A 20,295-nucleotide genomic window follows, 5' to 3' on the forward strand; every position below is an offset into this window, starting at 1 on the left:
TATAATCCCGCCGGCGTAATCCTTCAGTAATGTGCGGAGCACCGCAGGCAACCCTGCCTGCAGACGAGAAGCCCCATGCTGCCAACTTTTTCGCAGCGATAAAATTCAAAAACCAAAACATGCAGGGATGCGCAGCCGCGGGTTGCGCAAAGAATAACCGTTCCGCTGCGGTTTGACCGTGGCTTTATCTTGCGATCCGGCGGAAGCTCTCTGCAGGAATGCCACGGCCAGGCTACGGCAGATCAAAGTGGTTGACCGTCGGGATCAAATCGGCGTTCCCCGCTGACGGGATCAATCTGAGTGCAAAATTCAGGGTGAAAAATTAGTGACATTGGAGAAGAGCGCTGTGCCAAGTCCCAACACGCAACTGAGGCATTACCCTCCGGTATGCGTCGCTCTCCGCCGCACCGCGTGTCGCGCTTGGAGAAAGGCACGGCCCCGGCTCGTGGAATTGCAGTTGCTTTTCGTTTCCGAAAATGATTCTTTGCGCGTGAAAAACGGCCGCCAACCGGCACCTTGGTGCCACAGTGTCAAGCTCTAAAATCCGCTGCACAACTCAAAACTGTCATTCATTCCAGGGGGGAATTTGACATCTGTATTTGTACACCCATCACGATGAAAATGTAGCGCAGACCTCTTGTCTGCGGGCAGGCTGGAAGCCTGCGCTACGGCATTTTTGTGGGGAGATTCTTACAGCGTGACCTCTGGTGGGTGGAGGTGCCAACTTAACGCTGCCCTTCGTCTGATACCGTAATTTGCCATGAAGACCATTCGCCCGAGTCAAATTTTTGCCCTGGTCATCCTGCTTTCCAGTTTTTACTACCTGGGCAATGCGCCACGCCAATGGCAGGATCCCCGCCACTGGCCCGCGCGCGAGCAAATTCTGGACGCGCTCTTTTCCGGCCGGAGGCTGCTTTTTGTCTACGGCACAGGGCGGCCGGAGCTGGTGGCGCAATACCGCGCCCGGGCCGCCGCATACCAAAAGCGCATGCGCCGGTTGCAAGTCATCATCAAAAGCGATCGCGAAGTGACGCGCGCGGAGCTGGCCGCCCAGCCCGTTTATCTTGCCGGCACCCTCGCCTCCAATTCCTGGCTGGCGCATTTCTCCCCCCGGCTGCCGGTGCAATTTCACCATGACAGCTTTCAGTTTTTGGGCAAGGTTTATCGCGAGCCCGGTGATCTCATCGCACTGTTTTATCCCAACCCGGAGAATCCGCAACAGCCCCTGCTGCTGTTGGCCGGCAATCGTGATGAAGCGGTGCTGCGTTCCGAGTTTTTTCGCCCCGGCGGCGATTATCGCCTCTTGCGTGAGGGCGAATGTCTTGTGTTCGGCAACTTCTCACAAGCCGCCGGCCGGCGCTGGGCCTTTGATCCCGCCGGTCACCACGACTTTGCCGCGGAAACGCGCCTGGCGAAGGTCACCGAACATTTTCGCTTCCACCTCCACGGTGAGGTGTTGCCGGCCGCCGGGCTGGAAGCGTTTGCCGCAGAGCGCGAGCGGCACCTGCAACGTCTTTCTGCGTTTCTCGGCAATCCCTCCGCCGGCACGCGTCTGGATTATCATCTCTATCCCAGTTTTGAAATCAAGGGGCTGATCACCGGCAACACGGAAATCGCGCATTGCGATCAGGCACGCCAGGCGGTGCATGTCACGGTCAATTCCTGGGTGCGCGGGGAGACGGAAGGCTGTGAAGCGGATTTGGTGATCGCACGCTCGCTGGGTCTGCCCCGGCACACGCTGCTGGCAACCGGTCTGCGCCTCTCCTTCACGGACAACTGGCGCGGCCGCGGGCATGCGTATTGGGCCGGCCGGCTTCATCTCTCCGGCAATGTGCCGGCGCTGGCCGAGATGCTCGACAACGCCAGTTTCGAGCGCGAATCTTGTCTGCTCATGGCGCCGCTGGCCGCGGCTTTTGTCGATTTTCTCATTCAGCATTGGGGCCGCGAAAAATTTCTGGCAAACTACACTCACTGGTCGCCGGCGGCGGCGGAAGTCGAGCGTCTTGATCGGCAATGGCGCGCTTACCTCGAACGACTGGCGCAAAACTTTCGCGCGCAAATCGCCGAGGATCGGGCGCGTTTTCCCCGGGCAGATGTCTTCCAAAAAGGCTTCTGCCACGCCCACGAAGGTTATCAAATCTTCAACGGCTATCTCTCGCGCCGCTCCGATGCCGCGCTCGCCAGGCTGGCGGAGCTGGGCGTGAATGCCGTGTCGCTCACGCCCTTTGCTGCGATCACAGATCCGCAGCGGCCCGAGTTTTTCCGCTTCTGGCGCAGCGCCGGCAGTGAAAACGATGAAAGCGTGATCCATGCCGCACGCACGGCGCAGCAACTGGGCATGGCGGTCATGCTCAAACCGCATATCTGGGTGGGACACGGCGGTTGGCCGGGTGACATCAAAATGACCACGCCACAAGACTGGCAGCGCTTTTTCGATTTTTATTATCGCTGGATCCGCCACTATGCCCTGCTGGCGGAGATGTACGGCATGGAAAGACTCTGCCTGGGCGTGGAGCTGTCACAGACCACGCTCGGCCATGAGCAGGAATGGCGTGCGTTGATTGCCCGCCTCCGACAGCTCTACAGCGGCGAGCTGGTCTATGCCGCCAATTGGGGGGAGGAGTTCGAAAATATCCGTTTCTGGGATGCGCTCGATTATATCGGTCTCAACTGTTACTACCCGCTCAGTGAAAAGGAGAACGCCAGCGATGCCGATCTCGCAGCCGGCGCCACGGCCGTGATGGAGAAGGTCGCCGCTGTGGCCCGGCGTTTTCGCAAGCCGGTGTTGTTCACCGAGGTGGGGTTCACCAGCACGGCTGCGCCCTGGCGGCAGCCGCATGCCGATGGTCGCGGCCGGCCGCTGAATTTGACGGATCAGGCGCGCTGTTATGAAGCCGTGTTGCAGGCACTCGCCGGCAAGTTTTGGTGCCGCGGCCTTTACTGGTGGAAGTGGCCGAGCGATCTCACGCAGGGCGGGCCGCAAGACACGCAATTCACACCCAACAACAAACCGGCGGAGCAAGTAGTGGCGCGGTGGTATCGCCACGGTCTGGCAGCGCCGGCTGAGTGACGGGAGGAGTCGCATGTCTCAGCGGCGCAACCCGTGCCACCGCCCGGGCGGTGGCATGAAGATGCTGCCGATGTTTTCCGCCAGGCCGCTCGAGACCGAAGGCCTGCGGAGCAAAATTTCGCGGGCGTGATCGTTTTTTGCCGTGTGGCTGTGCCTGTCCGCTTGGGCCGCCAGCACGATGAAAATGCCGCACCGCCCTCTTGTCTGCCTGCCGGCGGACAGTCTGCGCCGGTGTATTTTCATGCAGACAGGCGCGGTCGCCACCGTCCGGGACATTTGTTACTATTTTGCCAGCAACATCTTTTTCACAGCCATGTTTTCACCGGCCTCCACCCGCAGCAGATAAATGCCGCTGCCTGCAGGATGGCCGGCGGCATCCCTGCCCTGCCACAGCAAACTGTGCCGCCCCGCCGGCTGCCAGCCGTCGAACAGGGTCACGACTTCGCGGCCCAGCACGTCGAAAATGCGGATGGTCACATGCCCGGCTTGCGGAAGATCATAAACGATCTTGGTCGCGGGATTGAACGGGTTGGGATAGTTCTGGGACAGGGCAAACACCGCGGGCCAATCGCCGCCGGGATTCTCCACCACCGAAGTGATGGGCGGCAATTGCACGCGCTCCGCCTCTTTTGAAATCACGAAAATGGCCGTGCCGGAGGCGGGCAGCGTCACGTTCACCGCGGCCAATGCCGCGCCGGAGACGGTTTGCTGCGTATCGTTGTAGAGATCATTGAGGTAATACGTCCCGCCGGCCAGCAGACCGCCGGTGAATTTGAGCAAATTGGCGGCGGTCAAATCCAGGGTTACGGATTTCTGCGCTGCCGCGAAATTGACCACGGTCAGGCCGTTGTGATCGGGATAGGGTCGTGCGAAGGCATACACCAGGCCGTCGCCGGTGTTCACGCGAATGAAGTCCGGCTCATCACTACTGTTGACGTTGAAATCGCGGTTGGTATCCTGCTTGTGCTGGTGAAAGGCGGGGAATTGTGCGCGGATGTGCGCGAGCTTTTGATAATGAGGCAGCAGCAGGGCGCGGCCGCTGAAGTTGAAATCCACCACCCGCCGCACGCGGTCTTCCTCGTCGCCGGGGAGGCCTTTGCCGTAGCCCACCTCCTGCCCCTGCATGATGCCGGGCAGGCCGGGCGCGGTGAAAAGCACGCTCGCCATCGGCATGGTTTTCTCGAAGGAATCATAGCGGTAGGTGATGCGATCTTCATCCTGTGTTTCCATGAAACGGAAATAGTGGGAGTTGGTGCCGGGATAGAACTCGCCGTTGAGCAGTTCATTGTGCAGATTGTTGACGGCCGTGGCGCTGAAGCCGAAACTGCGAATCTGGTTGAAATAGAGCTTGAAGTCATAGGCGGCGTCGACCCCGCCGTCGCGATCGGCGTAAATCACTTCGGTGCCCGGGCCGGTGCCGTCGTCTTCGCCGAGCAGCAGGAGGTCGGGTTTGATTTTCTTGAGCGCGGCGCGCAGCGGCCGGTCGAACAAGGTCTCGCCGTAGCGGCGATGCGGCCCCCAGTAAACATCCAGGCGGTAGCCATCCAGGTTGAATTCCAGCAGCCAGTGCTGCATCACCTCGAGCATGTAGCTGCGGGCATCGAGGTCGCTCCAGTCCCAGTTCAGCAACTGCTCGCTGAAACCGCTGTAGTAGTAGAAGCCGAAGGCATCAGCCGACTGCCCCAGGCCGTTGGTGTTGTGCGGAATGTTGCTGTGCTGATAAAACGGCCAGTAGGGGGAATCAATGCCGTGCAGCCGCGCATGCTCGGCAAAGGGATGGAAGCGGCTGCTGTGATTGGGCGTAAAATCGAGAATGACTTTCAGGCCCAACTCATGGGCGCGCACGATGAAATCTTTGAAGTCCTGATTGCTGCCATATTCCGGTGCGACGTTGTAAAAGTCCACGATGTTGTAGCCGATGCCGTAGCGATTGTCGATGGGAAAGGCGTTGTCCATCACCGGCAGAACCCAGAGCACGCTGAAACCGAGGGCTTTGATCCTTTCGAGAAACGGCAGGGCGGCCTTGATGGTGCCGGCGGCGGTGAGGCCTTTGAAGAACATGATGTAGATGCGGGCCTGGCGCACCCAGGCGGGGTTGTTGCGGGCCGTGTTGAGGGTGATTTCGCCGGAGGGTGCGACGGTGACGAACTGCCGGCTCCAATCCTGATTGCCGTCAGGGTCGCGCGCGGTGAGCGTGAAGAAATATTCCCCCGGCAGCCGCGGCCGGTTCACTGTCACCACCGCGCCGCTTTGGCCGTTGACGCCAAGCAGCGCCGGATTGTCAGCATCTTCCTGCCAGGTGAATTGCAACAGCGCCGCCTGGCCGGGATCCGGATCCGTGCTTTGAAAAGCCTGCAGCCGCAGGTCGCTGCGGCTGGTGTCAAAGGTGATCACCGCCACGGGACGGTGATCGACAAGCCGCTTGATCAACACCGGCGAGGAGAGGTGCACCACCCCGCCGGGTGCGGCCTCAAAGCGGAAACTGTTGTCACCTTCCAGCAACGCCAGCGTGGTGTCGAACTTGCCGGCGTTCATGCTCACCCGCCAACGGAGTTCATTCTGGTACAGCACGCCGCTGCTGAGCGCGTGGTCGAGGGAGCCATCGGGTTGGTAGACTTCCCCGCGCACGCGCCAGCTTGCCTTGCGCGTGGTCGCCGGCTGCGTCAGAATCTGCACGACATCGCCCAGCACTTCGAAAGTCGTGCTGTCGGTGGTGAGACTGCCGGCGGTGTTGCGCACCGAGAGTTTCAGCGTGTGCCGGCCGTTGCTGAGCGGGGTGGCGGGCGTGAAGCTCAACAGTTTGTTGTTGGGATCGTAGAAGGATTCGAGATTGGTGTAGGCGGTGCCGTCAATCTCCAGGCGCAGGCTGGCGGGATCGAGGGCATGCTGGCGCGAGGGAAAAATGTAGGCGGTGATGCGCGGCAGGCGCGCCTTGACCACGCCGGCAACCGCGTTCGGCAGGAGGTAGTGAATCGTCGGGCTTTTGACATAAAGGATCGAATTGTTGAAGTCGGAGGGATTCTGCCGCGGATTGAGCGGATCCGACCGCCAGCCCGAGCTGGTGCCGTTTTCGTTGAATTTGTACTGATAGGCGCCCGGCACACGCCCGCCACTCGCCGGTCCGCCCACACGCAACCGCACGGTCTTTTCCCAGCGGCCGGCTGCGGCATTGAAGGTCATGCGGGAAGGCGCGTTGGGTGCAATCACGCCACTGCTGTTGGGCCCCCAGTTGTTGAATTCGCCGGGAAGAAAAACCACGCTGGGATTGCCGGTGGGTTTGTAGTAGAAGAAGACATCGACGCTGTCGGATTGGGCGCGGCCGGCGGGCGACAGCAGCAGCAGAAGCACGGCGGTCAAAACGGGCAAACGTAAACGGCACATGAGTTCCTCCGAAAGGATTTGGCATGCCAACATGCGTGCAGCAAACCACGCGCTCGCTCTGGACAAGGTCGGAACGGACACGCCGCAGCAGGGCTGTTCCGGCGCTTGATGCAAAACCCGCGGGAGTATGATTGGTGTCCAGACAAAGCGTCCCGGCGCTCCGCCCCAAAGCCGGCGCACGTCGAAATAAAAATGATCCGGTTTATGAAGAAGCGCCCGGGCGCCGGCAATTCTGATGATGCGTTTGCAGCAACGGCCCGGTCGTTGCGCCACACTGCATTCCCCGCCCGTCGCAGCGCATGAACTCGAGTGCAACCATGCCGAAATCCGGCCCCGTCTCCTTCACGGCACGCGTCAAGCAACGGCTCAGGAAGATTCCACGCGGCAAAGTGGCCACCTATGGCCAAATCGCCGCGCTTGCCGGCAGGCCGCGGGCCGCCCGGCAAGTCGCCTGGATTTTACATTCCTCGGCGGAAAAGGAACGGCTGCCGTGGCATCGCGTCATCAACCGCTTCGGCAGGATTGCGCTGCCTCACCTGCAGGGTTACGAACGGCAGCGTGAGTTGCTGCGCCGCGAGGGCGTGGCGTTCGGCAGGGGTGAGGTCATCGATCTCGAACGCTTTCAATGGCGGCCGCGGCCGGTTCGGCCACGCCGGTGAAAGCCGCGGATGTCACTCGCTCTTCACCTGCACCCGGTCGAACCAAATCACGCGCTTGCCGTCATGCGAAACCCGTCGCAGCGAAAGCGTCACCGCGCCGAAAGCTTTGTAATCCTGCCAGAAATAGCCGCCTTCACGCCCGCTCTCCAGTTGGTAGCGCCAGCTTTGAATACGAAAACTGACGGGATCGATGGCGAGCCAGTACTGATCGCCCGGCGTCAGACCCACACCCGCGAACGACAGATGCAACACCCGCACACGCTTGCCCTCGCTCTTTTCCGCCGGCATTTCCCGGAGGTTGACGCCGGGATCGAACAGCTTGAATGGCATGATCAGCCAGTAGGTGTCGTTGATGAACAGCGCATAGCCGCGCTCGAGCATCTGTCGGACGGTGGAGTCCGCCGGCGTCCGGCCATCGATCGACACCGTGCCGGTTTTCTGATAAATGTTGTCGAACGCCAGGCGGTAGGCGCTGCCGTTGCGGCTGTCATTCCAGGAGAGAAGATAGCCATTGGTACGGCGATTCCACACGTGATGGCGGCGGGTCACTTCCGTGCCTTCACTGCTGACGACAAAATCGAAAGCCAGCTCGGTGGTTTTTTCCCAGTTTTGGATGCCACCCAGGGCGTTCATCACCTGCCGGGCCAGCTCACGCGCGTCGTCCGCCTGCGGTTGTGCGAGGCTGACCGGCGCGGCGGCTGACAGAGCCGCGGCGATTACCAAATGCAGCGCTGCTTTCGTCATCATGGGGTTTCCCTTGCATACGGTTCAACGGCGGCGCGCCCATGCCGGCTCACGGCCGCCGCGCCAGCATGATGCCGGCGATGACAGCGAGGGCACCGAAAGCCTGCGACAACGTCATGCGCTCGCCCAAAAACAGAACACCGGTGAGCACGGCCACCACCGGCACGAAGTTGGAGTAGATCGCCGTCTGGCTGGCGCCCAGGCGGGCGATGCTGTGATTCCAAATCACGTAGGAAAGTGCGATGGAAAAGATGCCGGAATAACACACGCCCAGCCAGCCGAGGCCATCGATGGCCAGCCAGTCCTGCCGACAGAGTGCCGGGCCACTCCAGAGCAGCATGGGCGCCGTCCCATACAGGTGCGACAACACCGTGAGCTTCAGCGGCGAGAAGCGCTGGAAGGTTGGTTGCGCCAGCACGGTATAGGCCGACCAGCACAGCACCGCCGCCAGCGTGAGCAAATCGCCCCGGAGGTTGCTGTTGGAGAACTCCAAACCCTGCTCGCCGCCACCGATGACACTGACGAGTCCGAGGAAAGCCAGGCCAACGCCGAGCATGGCTGGCAGGCGCATGCGTTCTCCGCCAGTGACATGGCTGGCCACCACCACCAGCGCGGGTGAGGCCGCGAGAATCATCGCCGAGTTGGCGGAAGTCGTGCGTGCGATGCCTTCGATGAAAAAAATCTGATAGAGCGTGATGCAGAGCAGGCTCAAGCCGGCAATCTGCGCGGCCTGCTGCCGGGGCACGCGCAAGTCGAGGCGGCGCCGACGCGCCAGCAGCAAGAGCAGGGCGCTGGAGAGCACAAAGCGCACAGCATTGAAAGCAAGCGGGGAGAACTGGCGCAGACTGGCTTTGATGATCGCGTAGTTCGTTCCCCAAATCATAATGACCAGCAACAGCAGCAGCTCCGTGGCATGGGCGGCGGAGTCGGAGCGGGCGATGGGCTGCGAAACGCGACCGCGCTCCGCCGTTAGCGAGTGTTTCACGCGGGTGGAACAGCTCCTTTCAAAAGCCGGCATAAACGCGGTAGCCGCAACGCCGGTTCTCGTGTTTGGGAGAGCAGCGGGCAATCACGAGGGTGCACATGCAGTCCGCGTCGTGCGCGGAGGAATCGTTGTGTCCGGAATTGCCGGGCAATATAACAATGGCCGGTGGTGGAGTCAAGGTTGGCAGCAGGTGCCTCTGAAAAAGTGCCGGCAGGCAATTTTGTGGCAAACAAATGCAAAGTCGCTGGAAGGCCGGGCCGCCAGCAACCCCGCGAGGTTTTCCTTTGTGGCTTGGTGACACCGCGCCCTGGCGTTTCGAAAAACAGCAACGGTTCAGTCCCCTAGTTGATCTGGCCCGGCTTGGCGTGGCATTCCTGCAGCTTTCGTGGTAATTGCCATGCCGCGCGTGGCAGTCATCAGAATGAAAATGAGTCGTGCCTTCAGGCACCGACCCTGAAGGGTCTACTACAAAAGTATTCGCAGCACAGACCTCCTGTCTGCCGGCAGGCCATTTCGTGGCAGCAGCTTTTTATGGCAAGGCACAGTTCGCCGCAGCCCCGGCGCTTTCACGATAGAAACAGGTGTTTTGCCTTTCTAAAAAAATTGGCAGCATTAGACAAGCATGCCGGCGCTATTCCGCACGCCACTGAGGGATTACCGGGCGGCGCAAATACGTCTTGCATTTGTAAGCGCGTGCGCTTATCTTGGCAGCACATTTGTGACGATATCGACCATGATTCTTTTGATGCAAAATTCGCTTTCCTCTTTTCCCTGCTGGCGCTGCTTGTGTCGCCGGCGGGGAGGCGCCGTCATGCGGTAACCTCGACCTGCCCCGCGATTTTCCGGCCTGCCCTGGCAGGTGCCGCGGCCTCCCCGCCTTCTTCAGCATCCCATAACAGACATCTCCTCTCATCATCACCTGCGCGGGTCCACCCCTGGCCGGACCGGCAAAGGAGGCCCTTGCTCATGCCGAAGCGAATTGCTGTTGCAGTGCGCCGCCGTGATGGTGCGTCAGAATGTGCCTCTGCGCGTTCCGTTTTTGCCCTGGTCGGCAATACCCCGTTGCTTGATTTGTCGACTTACTCGCCGCATCGCCGCGTCAAGATTTTCGCAAAAGCAGAATGGCAAAATCCCGGGCGCTCGGTCAAGGACCGTGCCGCCAGCCGGATGATCCAGGTGGCGCGGCGCCGCGGCCAGCTCACGTGCGAAAAAATTTTGCTGGACTCCACCTCGGGCAATACCGGCGTGGCCTATGCGCTTTTCGGCGCGGCGTTGCACTTGCGCGTCCGCCTGGTGGTGCCGGAAAATGTGAGCCGCCATCAGAAGAATCTGCTGGCGGCCTACGGCGCGGAGGTGATCTGGACCAGTGCGAGTGAAGGCTCCGACGGCGCCCTGCGCGTGGCGCGCGCCCTGCAGGCCGAAGCCCCGTCGCGTTATTTTTACATCAACCAATACGACAATCCGGAGAACTGGCGGGCACATTTCCACACCACCGCCCCCGAGTTGTGGCAGCAGACGCACGGCCGGCTGACGCATTTCATCGCAGGTCTGGGCACCAGCGGCACTTTTGTTGGCACCGGCCGCTGCTTGCGCCAGTTCAACCCCGCCATTCGCCTGATCGCGCTGCAGCCGGATTCGCCGCTGCATGGCCTGGAGGGTTTGAAACACATGCCCACGGCCATCGTGCCGGCCATCTACGATCCCCATCTGGCCGATGACCATCTCGCCATTGCCACCGAGGAGGCCCAGGAGCTGGTGCGGGACGTGGCGCGACGCCACGGCTGGCTCATCGGCCTCTCCAGCGGTGCCGCGCTGGCGGCCGCGCGCCGCGTGGCCGGGGGAATCACGCACGGTGTGATCGCGACCATTTTCCCGGACGGCGGGCACCGTTATCTCGAGGAGAGTTTTTGGCATGAAGCGTGAAAAAGCCGTCATCGCAGCGGAAGTCCTGGCTGCCCTGGGGCAGCAGGCGGAAGCGGCTTTCCCACAGGAATGTTGCGGCCTGCTGCTCGGCAGGCGCACCGAGGCAGGCTGGCACATCGTGAGCGCACAGGCACTGCGCAATGCCAGCCGCCAGCCGGAGCAGGGCTTTGAGTTTGACGCCGTCGAACAACTGCGCGCCTATCGCGCCGCCGATGCCGCGGGCTGGGAAATTCTCGGGCATTATCATTCTCATCCCAACGGCCGCCGGCAGCCCTCGCCGACCGATTTGCGCTTTGCTGTCGAACGCTCGGATCACGGCCTATGGCTGATTCTGGCAGTTGGGCAAGCGCGCTTTCTCGACGCGAGTTTGTGGCGGTTGCACCAGGAGGGCGCTGCCTTTCAACGCGTGACCATGGAAACGAAACCCTCATCAGGAGAATAGTCATGGCATACCTCGTCATTCCCTCCGCCCTGCGTGGATACACGGAACAACAGGCCCGCCTCGCGATCAGCGGCAGGACCGTCGGCGAAGTGCTCGAACAACTCGCCCGGCGCTTCCCGGAATTGCGGCGGCACTTGTACGACGAGCAGGGCCGGTTGCGCAAATTCATCAATGTGTTCGTTGGCGACCAGGACATTCGCCATCTGCAACAGGAGGCCACGCCGGTGTCGGATGACGATGAAATCAGCATCGTGCCCGCGGTGGCGGGAGGTGGCAGATGAGCAACGGCGCCTCGTTTGCCCTCTCCCATGAGGAGATTCAACGCTACAGCCGGCATTTGATTCTGCCGGAAGTGGCGCTGGCCGGGCAAAAGAAGCTCAAGGCTGCCAGTGTGCTGCTCATCGGCACTGGCGGCCTGGGCTCTCCCCTGGCGATGTATTTGGCCGCTGCCGGCGTGGGCCGGCTGGGTTTGGTGGATTGTGATGTGGTGGAGGCTTCCAATCTGCAGCGCCAGGTGATGCATTCCACCCGGTCGGTGGGCCGGCCCAAATTGGAAAGTGCGAAAAACTTCATTGCCGGCCTCAATCCGCACGTGCAGGTGACGACGCATGAAACCCGTTTCACTGCAGCGAACGCGCTGGCCCTCGCCCGCGATTACGACATCATCATCGACGGCACGGACAATTTCCCCACCCGCTATCTGGTAAATGATGTGTGTGTGCTGCTGCACAAGCCGAATGTCTACGGCAGCATCTTCCGCTTCGAAGGTCAGGCCAGTGTGTTCTGGGCGGAGCAGGGACCGTGCTATCGCTGCCTGTATCCCGAACCGCCGCCGCCGGGTCTGGTGCCAAGTTGTGCGGAAGGCGGCGTGCTGGGTGTGTTGCCGGGCATTATTGGCACGATTCAGGCGAATGAAGCCCTCAAGCTGATTCTCGGCATCGGCGAGCCCCTGGTGGGCCGGTTGCTGCTGTTCGATGCGTTGACGATGCGCTTCCGCGAGATGAAACTGCACAAGGATCCCGCCTGCCCAGTGTGCGGCGAGGCGCCCACCATTACTGCGCTGATCGATTATGAGCAATTCTGCGGTATGCCAGGGGCGGGCGATGTACACGGCGGTCACAACAGCTTCGACATTTCCGCCACGGAGCTGGCGCGCAGGCTGAAAACGGAGGACATTTATTTGCTGGATGTGCGCGAACCGTATGAATTTGAAATCTGCGCGCTGCCGGGCGCCCACCTGGTGCCACTGGCGCAGTTGCCCGAACGCCTCGCGGAGATCGATGGCAGCCGGCCGATCGTGGCATACTGCCGCTCCGGCAAGCGCAGCGCGCAAGCGGTCAGGCTGCTGCATCAGGCGGGCTATCCCTCTGCGAGAAATCTGGCCGGCGGCATCCTCGCCTGGTCGGAGGAGGTGGATGCCACGGTGCCGAAGTATTGAGCGCGCGATTGGCGACGGTTTCCGCTTGATTCAGGAGTGAGGAAGGAGTGAGGCGGATGAGTTTGCAAATGTGGGTCATCAAGTTGATCGTGCGGTTGTATCGTTTCATGGCCTTGCGTCCGGACCGCACGATCGCCGGGCAGCGTGCCGTGCTGCAAAAATTTTTTGCGCGCTTCAAGGGAGTGCCCGGGATCGAATGCCGGCGCATTTTTGCGCAGGGCGTGCCGGTGGAATGGCTGCTGCTTGGCACGCCGGCGGATGAGACAGTCGTGCTTTACCTGCACGGCGGTGGTTACAACCTGGGTTCACTCGATACGCACCGCGAGCTGGCCGCGCGTCTCGCGCTGGCCTGCCAGTGCCGTGTGCTCGCGGTGGGCTATCGCCTGGCGCCCGAGCATTTGTTCCCCGCGGCACTGGAAGACGCCATGCGGGTTTACTGCTGGTTGCTTGCTGAAGGTGTGTCAGCAGAACGCATAGCCCTGGTCGGCGACTCTGCCGGCGGCGGTCTCGCCATCGCCACGCTGGTGGCGTTGCGCTACCATGGCGAACCGTTGCCGGCCGCGGCCGTCTGTCTTTCGCCCTGGGTGGATTTGGAATTGACCGGGCATTCGATGCTGGCCAGGGCCGGGCAGGATCCGGTCTTGACGCGGAAGGCCTTGCAGCAATGGGCAAGAAATTATCTCGGCGGCAAAAGTCCGCGCACCCCGCTGGCCTCGCCGCTGCATGCCGACTTGTCCGGTTTGCCGCCGTTGTTGATTCAGGTGGGATCGGATGAGATTCTGCATGATGATGCCGTGCGTCTGGCGGAGCGGGCGCAGGCGGCGGGCGTGCGGGTGGAACTGGAGGTCAGCCCGGGAATGATTCACGGCTGGCATTTCTTTGCCGGCAAATTACCACAGGCGCAACAGGCACTGGCGCGGGTTGCTGCGTTCATTCGCACCCATTGCCGCGAGAGCCGCACGCCCCTGCAGAACCGGCGGGTCTGAGGGGGCACGTACCACGCCGGAAAAGCGGACTTCAACGCAGATAAACTTCCTCCCCAACCTTGAAATCCGGCCGGATTTTCTGCGCGAGTTCGGCGGCGTCCAGCGCGAACAAGGGACTGATTTCGATTCTGGCGCGGACGTTGCCGTCGCGGTCGCGCGGCACGGTTACACCACACTGTTCCAGCCATTCTCCATAGAAATTGTAAAAGTCTCGCCGCGCCGTTTCCGGCGAATCGACGCCGCTGGCATTTTTGATCGGGCTGAATTCCTGCCGGCGCTCCACCTCCAGCACCACACTGCCCCGCGCCTCGCCCAGGGCATCGAAGATGAAGGTTTCAAATTTATAGCCGTTGGGTTGGGTGGGTCTGATCAACTTGCCGGCTTGATTGATGAAGGGGATGGTTTTGTGCGCGACATGCCACGGCAGGGCAGTTCCGCTTTCGATCAGCCGCGCGACGAAATCGACCTGCAGCACGTGAATGGCAATGCTGCCACTGTTGTATTTGAGCGTGCCATCAGGATTGCGCATTTCCTTGTCGGCTGCGCTCATGTCGCTGTATTCGATCACCGTCAGGCGGCCGTGCCGCCTGCCGATCACTCCGATCTTTTCATGCGGGTCGCGTTTGCTGCACACCTTTGCGCTCATCTCGGCGCCGGCGGCGGCGTGATAACCGAGAAAGAGCGGATCGCACATTTTGATCAAAACATTGTCGATCTGGAAATAGAAGAGCTGTTCGAGGCCGCGGCGGCGCATGTCCGCCAGCGCGCCGCTTTTGCCGAGTGCGGCCAGCGTGCCGCCGTGGCCGTCGGGGTTCATGAAAATGTGGTCCGGTGCATCGAGAATGATCCTGCCCTCCGCATCGATCGCCGGCATCATGCCCTGCTGGAAGAAAAAGACATCGGAGGGGGGCAGGCCGAAATATTCATTCTCCCTGAAAAAAGCCTGCGTGGCCGCATGATTGGCCTCGCTGGTCATGATGTACCACGGAATGGCCGCGCCATAGCGCCGTGCCATGGCCCTGATTTTTTCGGCATGCACCTGGAAGAGACTTTTGCCACTCGGTGTGCCGAAGGTATAGATTCCCTTGGGGCCTTCGAAACCCAGGCGCGAACCCTGGCCACCGGCGACCAGGATCGCCGCCACTTTGCCACGGCGCAACAGCTCGGCGCCGGCTTCGCTCATGGCGGCACACTCCCCGGGGTGGCTTCTTTGATGGGAAAGCGAAATCACTTCCGCCGGCTCCAGTGACATCTGGCTGCCACCGGTACGACGCTTCCGGAGCAACTCGGTGTAGATTTTGGACAGTTGTGCGAAATCGATGGTCGAGACTTGGGACAGCAGCCGGCGGCGGCTGTGCTCGTTGAGCTGGTGCCAGTGGCGAAAAATATGGCCTTGACCGGCAGCCTCGGCTGCCTGCTTGAGAGAAGCATAATCCGGATGTGTGGACATCATCGCCATGATGCGGAATCTCCAGTTGCGGGTCCATCTCTTCCCCGGCTTGCGCCGGCACCTCCGGAAGGCCGTCTGCAGACTCTCACTCTGACGCGGAACAGGCCAGAGACAATGCAAGCTGAAAGACGAGCAGGACTTCCGGCCGGTTGACGGGCAGAGCCTTTGGACAGACAATGTACGAAAAAAAATCTCGTGCGCAAACAGGGGGTGAGTGGGTGAATTTTAAAAAAAAGAAATCCTTTGCCGCCAGTGGCAGGGAAATTAGGGGAGCAGGAAGGAGTGTGCTGCAGAATGCCAGGATTTTTCTGAAAAATAAATAGCCTTCGCCTCGGTTATGGTTTTAAAAACGAGGCGCGCTGCCCGGGGCAGTGAGCCGGCTAAAAAAGTTTGAGCCTTGCCTACCTTGTGGTTGTGGCCAGATAGCCACTCGTTTTTTGTTTTTCCTCCTTTTTACGCTCTTTGGCAACCGGATGAGGCGCCGGCCGTGTTGTGAACCGGGCCGAGGTGGTCAGGCCAATCAGGGCCTTTTGCACCTGGAGCTCCAACTCGGCCGCCCGCCGCAGCACTTCCGGGAAGTTTTGAAGTTGAATCAAAGCCAGCATGGATTCGACATCCTTGTGATAGCGCCGCAGGCGATGGACGTGGATGTCATGCCGGTTTTGATCGACATAAGTTTGACGCGGCAGGCCGGCGATGGTTTTCTCCAGAACCTCGAGCTGGGAGCTGAGCAGTTGCACGCGCTGCCGGCTCGCCGCCTCTGCCAGCCGCCGCAGTTGCAGGAAGGCAATGCTGCAACTGTCCAGCTTTTGACAAACGCGGGCGAGCGAGATATTGGCGCGCTCACGGTCGTCGTGGCGAATGAACTTTTTCGCCTCTTCGATGCCCCGCCGTGCCTCGGCCAGCTCATAGGTGAGGTATTGATCCGCCCCTTTGGACTCCAGCCCACTGAGCAACTTTTCCGCTCGGGCCAGTTGCTCAGTCGGTGAAGTCGAACAGGCGACCAGTGCCAGCGCCAAGAGAGCGAAGAAGCCACCTGGCAACCGGCGAGCGACCACACGCACGTTTGCTCGCATCGTTTTGCCCTCCGTACCTCATGTTTGGTTTTTCCTCCATGTTCCTACCCTTTCAGTAAATGATGTTTCAAATTGACCGCCGGCACACGGCACATGCGCCGACCGCTCTGAAACATCAGGATCCAGCACAGCAAATGGTGCTCCGCGGACACCCAGCTACCCTGGTTGGGTGAACCGGTCTTTCCCATGCGAAAAAACGCCAGACTGTCTGTCTCGTTGCCACCGGCAGGGGAGACCGCATCGCGCCCGGCAACAAAACTGATTCGCTCGTTTGAAAAAATCGCTCCGATTGAAAATGAAAACTGAATGATGTAAGGAAAAAGGAAATTGAAAAAAGAAGGAATGTTACGCAGAGGAGAAAATGGCAAGCGGGCTTTCACGTTTGGGGGTATCATAGGCCACGCTCAATCACACGGGCTTGCTTGTTTTGCGCGCGCTTGGATTAGAATCATGTCTGCACCTTACCCCCCCCCCACTCATCCGATTGAGTGATACAGCAGGGACAGTTCCCGCCGCGCGTGCCGTTGCACGCGACCGTTACCCTGCATGAAAGAGTTTTAAACAGTAGGAAGTAACAGCTTGGTTGGAGGAAACGGGGTCACTGTTGCGGTGCGCATTCCATGTCACACGTGTCGCACAACATGGATTACTCCAACCTCCGACAACAACGGAAACAATGTCAGGCAGCGCCTTGCGATTCGTCCTGGCAAGCAACACTTCCATGTGTTTCGAGGGCGGCTCTGCAACAGAGCCCGTCCTTTTCGCGAATGGTGCGCGGAATATAATATCGTTGCAGGCTAAACGCAAACAAAATGTTGCACCGTTTCAACATTTTTGAAAAAAATATTGCGAAGTTGCTTTGACCCGGCCATATTGGCGTTGCCAACCATGAAATCTGCAGGTGAACTTTTGCTGACCATGAGTTCTGAAGCCACGCATCATGTCCGACGAAAGCACATACCGGCAGCGTCTATGTGAAATCGGTAGACGAATCCATGCCCGCGGCTTTGTCGCGGCCAACGACGGCAACCTCAGCGTGCGGTTGTCCCGCGGCGCGATTCTCGCCACGCCCACCGGTATCAGCAAGGGGCTGATGTCACCGGAGGCCATGGTGCTGGTTGATTTGCAGGGCCGGCTGTTGAGCGGTGGCAAGCCGTCCAGCGAGTTGCCCATGCACTTGTTCATTTACCGTGAGCGTCCGGAAGTGAATGCCGTGGTGCATGCCCATCCCGTTTATGCCACCGGTTTTGCCACGGCCGGTCTCTCCCTGGAATCCTGTGTCGCGGCGGAGATCATTGCCACGCTGGGTTCGGTTCCGCTGGCGTCATATGGTACACCCTCCACCGCCGAACTGCCTGAATCCCTGCGGCCGTTCATCCACCGCAGCGATGCCATTCTCCTGGCCAATCACGGCGTGGTGACAGTGGGACGGGAACTGGAAGAGGCCTATGACCGGCTGGAGCGGGTGGAGCACTATGCGCACATCCTGTTTGTGGCGCGGCAACTCGGCGGCGAGCGCCTGCTGTCGCGCGAACAGGTCGAAAAGCTTTTTGCCTTGCGTGGGAAGTACGGACAGACCGGCCTCAATCCCGGTTGTGCCACCTGCGCGGGCGACTGCCTGGAAAGCCTGTGCCCAAACTATGCGGAAAAATTCGACCCCGGCGGCAGGGATCATCTCGGCATGCTGGTCGATCGCATATTGACGCGTCTGCGTGATTAGAGTGCCCGGGCAACGCAGCCAAACCGCCAAAAGCGGCGTGCAGATGTTGTGATAAAGGACTTAAGCCGACCTTTCGCTTGACTTTCAAAAGCAAATCATCTATATTGGCAGCCGTTTTAATTTTTCAAACATCTTTAAACATCATCGACGCATACAACATTCAGCCCGCCTTTCTCATCGCTAGAAGATACCGCACTGCTGTGCACAAGCCGGTCCCTCCATCCGCAGCAGCGGGCAGGACCGGGCCGGCACGGGCTGCATGCAGCACAATTTGGCTGGAACTTTTTCCCCGCGCGACGCGCGCTTACTACTTTTTTGGAGGCAGAGCCGTTCATGAGGCGCAATAACACGCTGCGCACCATCATTGTTGTGGTGATGATTCTATGGGCGATTTATGAGCTGTATCCCACCTTTGTCGTCAGCTCGCTCAAGGGCAAGACCGACGCGCATGTCAGTGCCCTGACCAAGCTCACCCACATTCAATATGACGATATCAACCAGGCGCTCACCAAAGGTGTGCTGGAGCAGAGAGTTCGACAGGCGCTGCAGGGCCGTAATGGCGAGCTCTCTGCCGCTTTAAAAGAAGTGGAAGCCCTGATCAAGCTCAATGATGAGCTGGCCAAATATGAAGGTCGCGCGATCAAGCGCGGCCTGGATTTGCAGGGCGGTTCCTATCTGGTTTATGAAGTCGACCTGGCTAAAATGGCGCGCGATATTGCGAAGAACAAGGACGCGCGCTTCGATGAAATCATGCGTGAAGTCGAAAGCGAGGCTGCCAAGCCCAACGTCGATTTCTTCGAGGTGCTGCAGCAGCGTTTTGCCGCGCGAGAGATTCGTCTGAATCGCTATTTTGGCGAGCGCTCGCAGACGGACACCGAGGTCATCGCAGAGCTGCGCAAGAACGCCACCGACGCGGTCGATCGCAATTTGGAAATTCTGCGCAACCGCATCGACCAGTTCGGCGTGTCGGAGCCTTCCATCACGCGCCAGGGTGACCGCCGCATCGTCATTGAATTGGCCGGCATCTCCGATGTCGCCCGCGCCAAGAACATCATTGGGCAGACGGCCTTGCTGGAGTTCCAACTCGTCTATGATCCTGAAGTCGTCAACGACGTCTTCACCAAGATTGATGCCGCGGTGAAACGCAACCTTGCCGGTGGCAGGGACAGCAACGCAGCCGCCAGTGCGCCGGTCGACACCGCGTCACACGCCGCCAAAGTGCGCGAGGAGCAGGAAGTCAGCGTCAAGGATCTGTTCGGCGGCTCTGCGATTTTGGGTGGCGACACCAGTGCGGCGCAAGCCACAGGCATTGACTCGACCGTGGCTGTGGACAAGGAAATCTTTGGCGAAAAGCCGTTTCTCTCACTGGGGGCGGCACTCGGCCCGGACTTTGCGTTCCCGGCCAGGAATCAGCGCATCGTCGAGCGCATCCTCAACAGTCCGGAAGTGCAGCGCGTCATCCCGCCGGATGCCGAGCTGGCCTGGTCCAGCAAAGCCGAGCCGGTGGCCGACAACCAATATTACCGCCTCTATTTGCTCAAAAAAGAAGCGGAACTGACGGGCACCTATCTCACCGAGGCGCAGGCCACCATCAGCAGTGGCGCGGGAGTGGTGCGGCAGGGTGACTGGCAGGTCAACATGAGCATGAACGACCAGGGTGCCAAAATTTTCTCGCGGGTGACCGCGGCCAACGTCAACAAGCGTCTGGCCATTGTGCTCGACGGCAAAGTGGTGATGGCGCCCAATATTGATGAGCGCATCCCCAGCGGCTCGGCGGTGATCCGCGGCAGCATGAACGCCGAAGAAGCACAGGATCTCGCCATCGTGCTGCGCGCCGGCGCGCTGCAGGCGCCGATGAAAGTCATTGAAGAGCGCACCGTCGGCCCCTCCCTGGGCCGCGATTCCATCGCCAAAGGCCAGTATTCCGCCATTCTCGGCTTTGTCCTGGTCGTCATCTTTATGATCTTTTACTACAAGTTTTCCGGCTTTATCGCCACGGTGGCCTTGTTGCTGAACGTTATCTTGGTGATGGCGGCGCTGGCTTTCTTCAAAGCCACGCTCACCTTGCCGGGGGTGGCGGGCATCATTCTTACCATCGGCATGGCGGTGGATGCCAACGTGCTCATTTTCGAGCGCATCCGGGAAGAGCTGCGCACCGGCAAGACCGTGCGCGCCGCCATCGAAGCCGGATACAACCGGGCCTTCTGGACGATCTTTGACGCGAACCTCACCACGCTGCTGACCGCCCTGGTGCTCTATCAATTTGGCACCGGCCCGATTCGCGGTTTTGCGGTCACGCTTTCCATCGGTATCATCGCCAGCATGTTCACGGCCATCATGGTGACGCGGTTGATCTTTGATTTCATAACCAGCCGCCGGCGCATGGCGGCCCTGAGCATTTGATCTGGCCGATCCTCATCC

General features: G+C 60.3%; 15 protein-coding genes. 9 read left to right on the forward strand and 6 right to left on the reverse strand.

What is annotated here, in order from left to right; genetic code table 11:
* Positions 1-760: 760 nt before the first annotated feature.
* Positions 761-3,070 carry a hypothetical protein gene (locus ONB52_21700; GenBank protein MDZ7418747.1) on the forward strand — a complete coding sequence of 770 codons (2,310 nt, stop codon included), beginning with the start codon at positions 761-763 and terminating at the stop codon, positions 3,068-3,070.
* A gap of 282 nt (positions 3,071-3,352) precedes the next feature.
* Here ONB52_21700 and ONB52_21705 read toward each other — a convergent pair whose 3' ends face one another.
* Positions 3,353-6,451: an alpha-amylase family glycosyl hydrolase gene (locus ONB52_21705; protein MDZ7418748.1), complete on the reverse strand. Its 3,099-nt coding sequence runs from the start codon at positions 6,449-6,451 to the stop codon at positions 3,353-3,355.
* A 317-nt stretch (positions 6,452-6,768) separates the two neighbouring features.
* Here ONB52_21705 and ONB52_21710 point away from each other — a divergent pair, with 317 nt between their 5' ends.
* Positions 6,769-7,110: an MGMT family protein gene (locus tag ONB52_21710; GenBank protein ID MDZ7418749.1), complete on the forward strand. Its 342-nt coding sequence runs from the start codon at positions 6,769-6,771 to the stop codon at positions 7,108-7,110.
* Between the two features lie 12 nt (positions 7,111-7,122).
* Here ONB52_21710 and ONB52_21715 read toward each other — a convergent pair whose 3' ends face one another.
* Both ONB52_21715 and ONB52_21720 read right to left on the reverse strand, forming a co-directional pair.
* Positions 7,123-7,857 carry a hypothetical protein gene (locus ONB52_21715; GenBank protein MDZ7418750.1) on the reverse strand — a complete coding sequence of 245 codons (735 nt, stop codon included), beginning with the start codon at positions 7,855-7,857 and terminating at the stop codon, positions 7,123-7,125.
* A 46-nt stretch (positions 7,858-7,903) separates the two neighbouring features.
* A complete protein-coding gene (locus ONB52_21720; protein ID MDZ7418751.1) occupies positions 7,904-8,839 on the reverse strand; it encodes a DMT family transporter in 936 nt (311 codons plus the stop codon).
* Positions 8,840-9,805: 966 nt separating this feature from the next.
* Here ONB52_21720 and ONB52_21725 point away from each other — a divergent pair.
* The 5 genes from ONB52_21725 to ONB52_21745 are packed head-to-tail and all read left to right on the forward strand — an operon-like array spanning position 9,806 to position 13,628.
* Positions 9,806-10,762, forward strand: a complete 957-nt coding sequence (locus ONB52_21725; protein ID MDZ7418752.1) for a cysteine synthase family protein — start codon at positions 9,806-9,808, stop codon at positions 10,760-10,762.
* The gene (locus tag ONB52_21730; GenBank protein MDZ7418753.1) at positions 10,752-11,204 is read left to right on the forward strand and encodes a M67 family metallopeptidase; all 453 of its coding nucleotides are present in this window, start codon (positions 10,752-10,754) and stop codon (positions 11,202-11,204) included. The genes ONB52_21725 and ONB52_21730 overlap by 11 nt, the downstream gene beginning before the upstream one ends.
* Positions 11,205-11,206: 2 nt before the next feature.
* Complete coding sequence (locus ONB52_21735; protein ID MDZ7418754.1) at positions 11,207-11,485, forward strand: MoaD/ThiS family protein; 279 nt, start codon at positions 11,207-11,209, stop codon at positions 11,483-11,485.
* A complete protein-coding gene (moeB, locus tag ONB52_21740) occupies positions 11,482-12,642 on the forward strand; it encodes a molybdopterin-synthase adenylyltransferase MoeB (protein MDZ7418755.1) in 1,161 nt (386 codons plus the stop codon). The genes ONB52_21735 and moeB overlap by 4 nt, the downstream gene beginning before the upstream one ends.
* A 56-nt stretch (positions 12,643-12,698) precedes the next feature.
* A complete protein-coding gene (locus ONB52_21745; GenBank protein MDZ7418756.1) occupies positions 12,699-13,628 on the forward strand; it encodes an alpha/beta hydrolase in 930 nt (309 codons plus the stop codon).
* Between the two features lie 31 nt (positions 13,629-13,659).
* Here ONB52_21745 and ONB52_21750 read toward each other — a convergent pair whose 3' ends face one another.
* The 3 genes from ONB52_21750 to ONB52_21760 form a co-directional block, all read right to left on the reverse strand.
* On the reverse strand, positions 13,660-15,087 hold the full coding sequence (locus tag ONB52_21750; GenBank protein ID MDZ7418757.1) for a UDPGP type 1 family protein: 1,428 nt from the start codon (positions 15,085-15,087) through the stop codon (positions 13,660-13,662).
* Positions 15,088-15,479: 392 nt separating this feature from the next.
* Entirely contained in the window at positions 15,480-16,154 is a 675-nt protein-coding gene (locus ONB52_21755) for a hypothetical protein (protein MDZ7418758.1), read from the reverse strand.
* Positions 16,155-16,198: 44 nt separating this feature from the next.
* Complete coding sequence (locus ONB52_21760; GenBank protein MDZ7418759.1) at positions 16,199-16,534, reverse strand: hypothetical protein; 336 nt, start codon at positions 16,532-16,534, stop codon at positions 16,199-16,201.
* Between the two features lie 560 nt (positions 16,535-17,094).
* Between ONB52_21760 and ONB52_21765 the strand changes: the two genes are divergently transcribed.
* Positions 17,095-17,874: a class II aldolase/adducin family protein gene (locus tag ONB52_21765; GenBank protein ID MDZ7418760.1), complete on the forward strand. Its 780-nt coding sequence runs from the start codon at positions 17,095-17,097 to the stop codon at positions 17,872-17,874.
* A 333-nt stretch (positions 17,875-18,207) separates the two neighbouring features.
* Positions 18,208-20,277 (forward strand): protein translocase subunit SecD, encoded by a 2,070-nt coding sequence (gene secD / locus ONB52_21770; protein MDZ7418761.1) that lies wholly within the window; start codon positions 18,208-18,210, stop codon positions 20,275-20,277.
* The last annotated feature ends 18 nt before the right edge of the window (positions 20,278-20,295 follow it).

The organism is candidate division KSB1 bacterium, assembly GCA_034506255.1.
In the GTDB taxonomy this organism is placed as follows: Bacteria; Zhuqueibacterota; Zhuqueibacteria; order Zhuqueibacterales; family Zhuqueibacteraceae; genus Coneutiohabitans; species Coneutiohabitans thermophilus.

Bases quoted from the DNA above. Each gene is read 5' to 3' on its own strand.
- ONB52_21700 (MDZ7418747.1), top strand. From the start codon at position 761: ATGAAGACCATTCGCCCGAGTCAAATTTTTGCCCTGGTCATCCTGCTT.
- ONB52_21705 (MDZ7418748.1), bottom strand. From the start codon at position 6,451: ATGTGCCGTTTACGTTTGCCCGTTTTGACCGCCGTGCTTCTGCTGCTG.
- ONB52_21710 (MDZ7418749.1), top strand. From the start codon at position 6,769: ATGCCGAAATCCGGCCCCGTCTCCTTCACGGCACGCGTCAAGCAACGG.
- ONB52_21715 (MDZ7418750.1), bottom strand. From the start codon at position 7,857: ATGATGACGAAAGCAGCGCTGCATTTGGTAATCGCCGCGGCTCTGTCA.
- ONB52_21725 (MDZ7418752.1), top strand. From the start codon at position 9,806: ATGCCGAAGCGAATTGCTGTTGCAGTGCGCCGCCGTGATGGTGCGTCA.
- ONB52_21730 (MDZ7418753.1), top strand. From the start codon at position 10,752: ATGAAGCGTGAAAAAGCCGTCATCGCAGCGGAAGTCCTGGCTGCCCTG.
- ONB52_21735 (MDZ7418754.1), top strand. From the start codon at position 11,207: ATGGCATACCTCGTCATTCCCTCCGCCCTGCGTGGATACACGGAACAA.
- moeB (MDZ7418755.1), top strand. From the start codon at position 11,482: ATGAGCAACGGCGCCTCGTTTGCCCTCTCCCATGAGGAGATTCAACGC.
- ONB52_21745 (MDZ7418756.1), top strand. From the start codon at position 12,699: ATGAGTTTGCAAATGTGGGTCATCAAGTTGATCGTGCGGTTGTATCGT.
- ONB52_21750 (MDZ7418757.1), bottom strand. From the start codon at position 15,087: ATGGCGATGATGTCCACACATCCGGATTATGCTTCTCTCAAGCAGGCA.
- ONB52_21755 (MDZ7418758.1), bottom strand. From the start codon at position 16,154: ATGCGAGCAAACGTGCGTGTGGTCGCTCGCCGGTTGCCAGGTGGCTTC.
- ONB52_21765 (MDZ7418760.1), top strand. From the start codon at position 17,095: ATGTCCGACGAAAGCACATACCGGCAGCGTCTATGTGAAATCGGTAGA.
- secD (MDZ7418761.1), top strand. From the start codon at position 18,208: ATGAGGCGCAATAACACGCTGCGCACCATCATTGTTGTGGTGATGATT.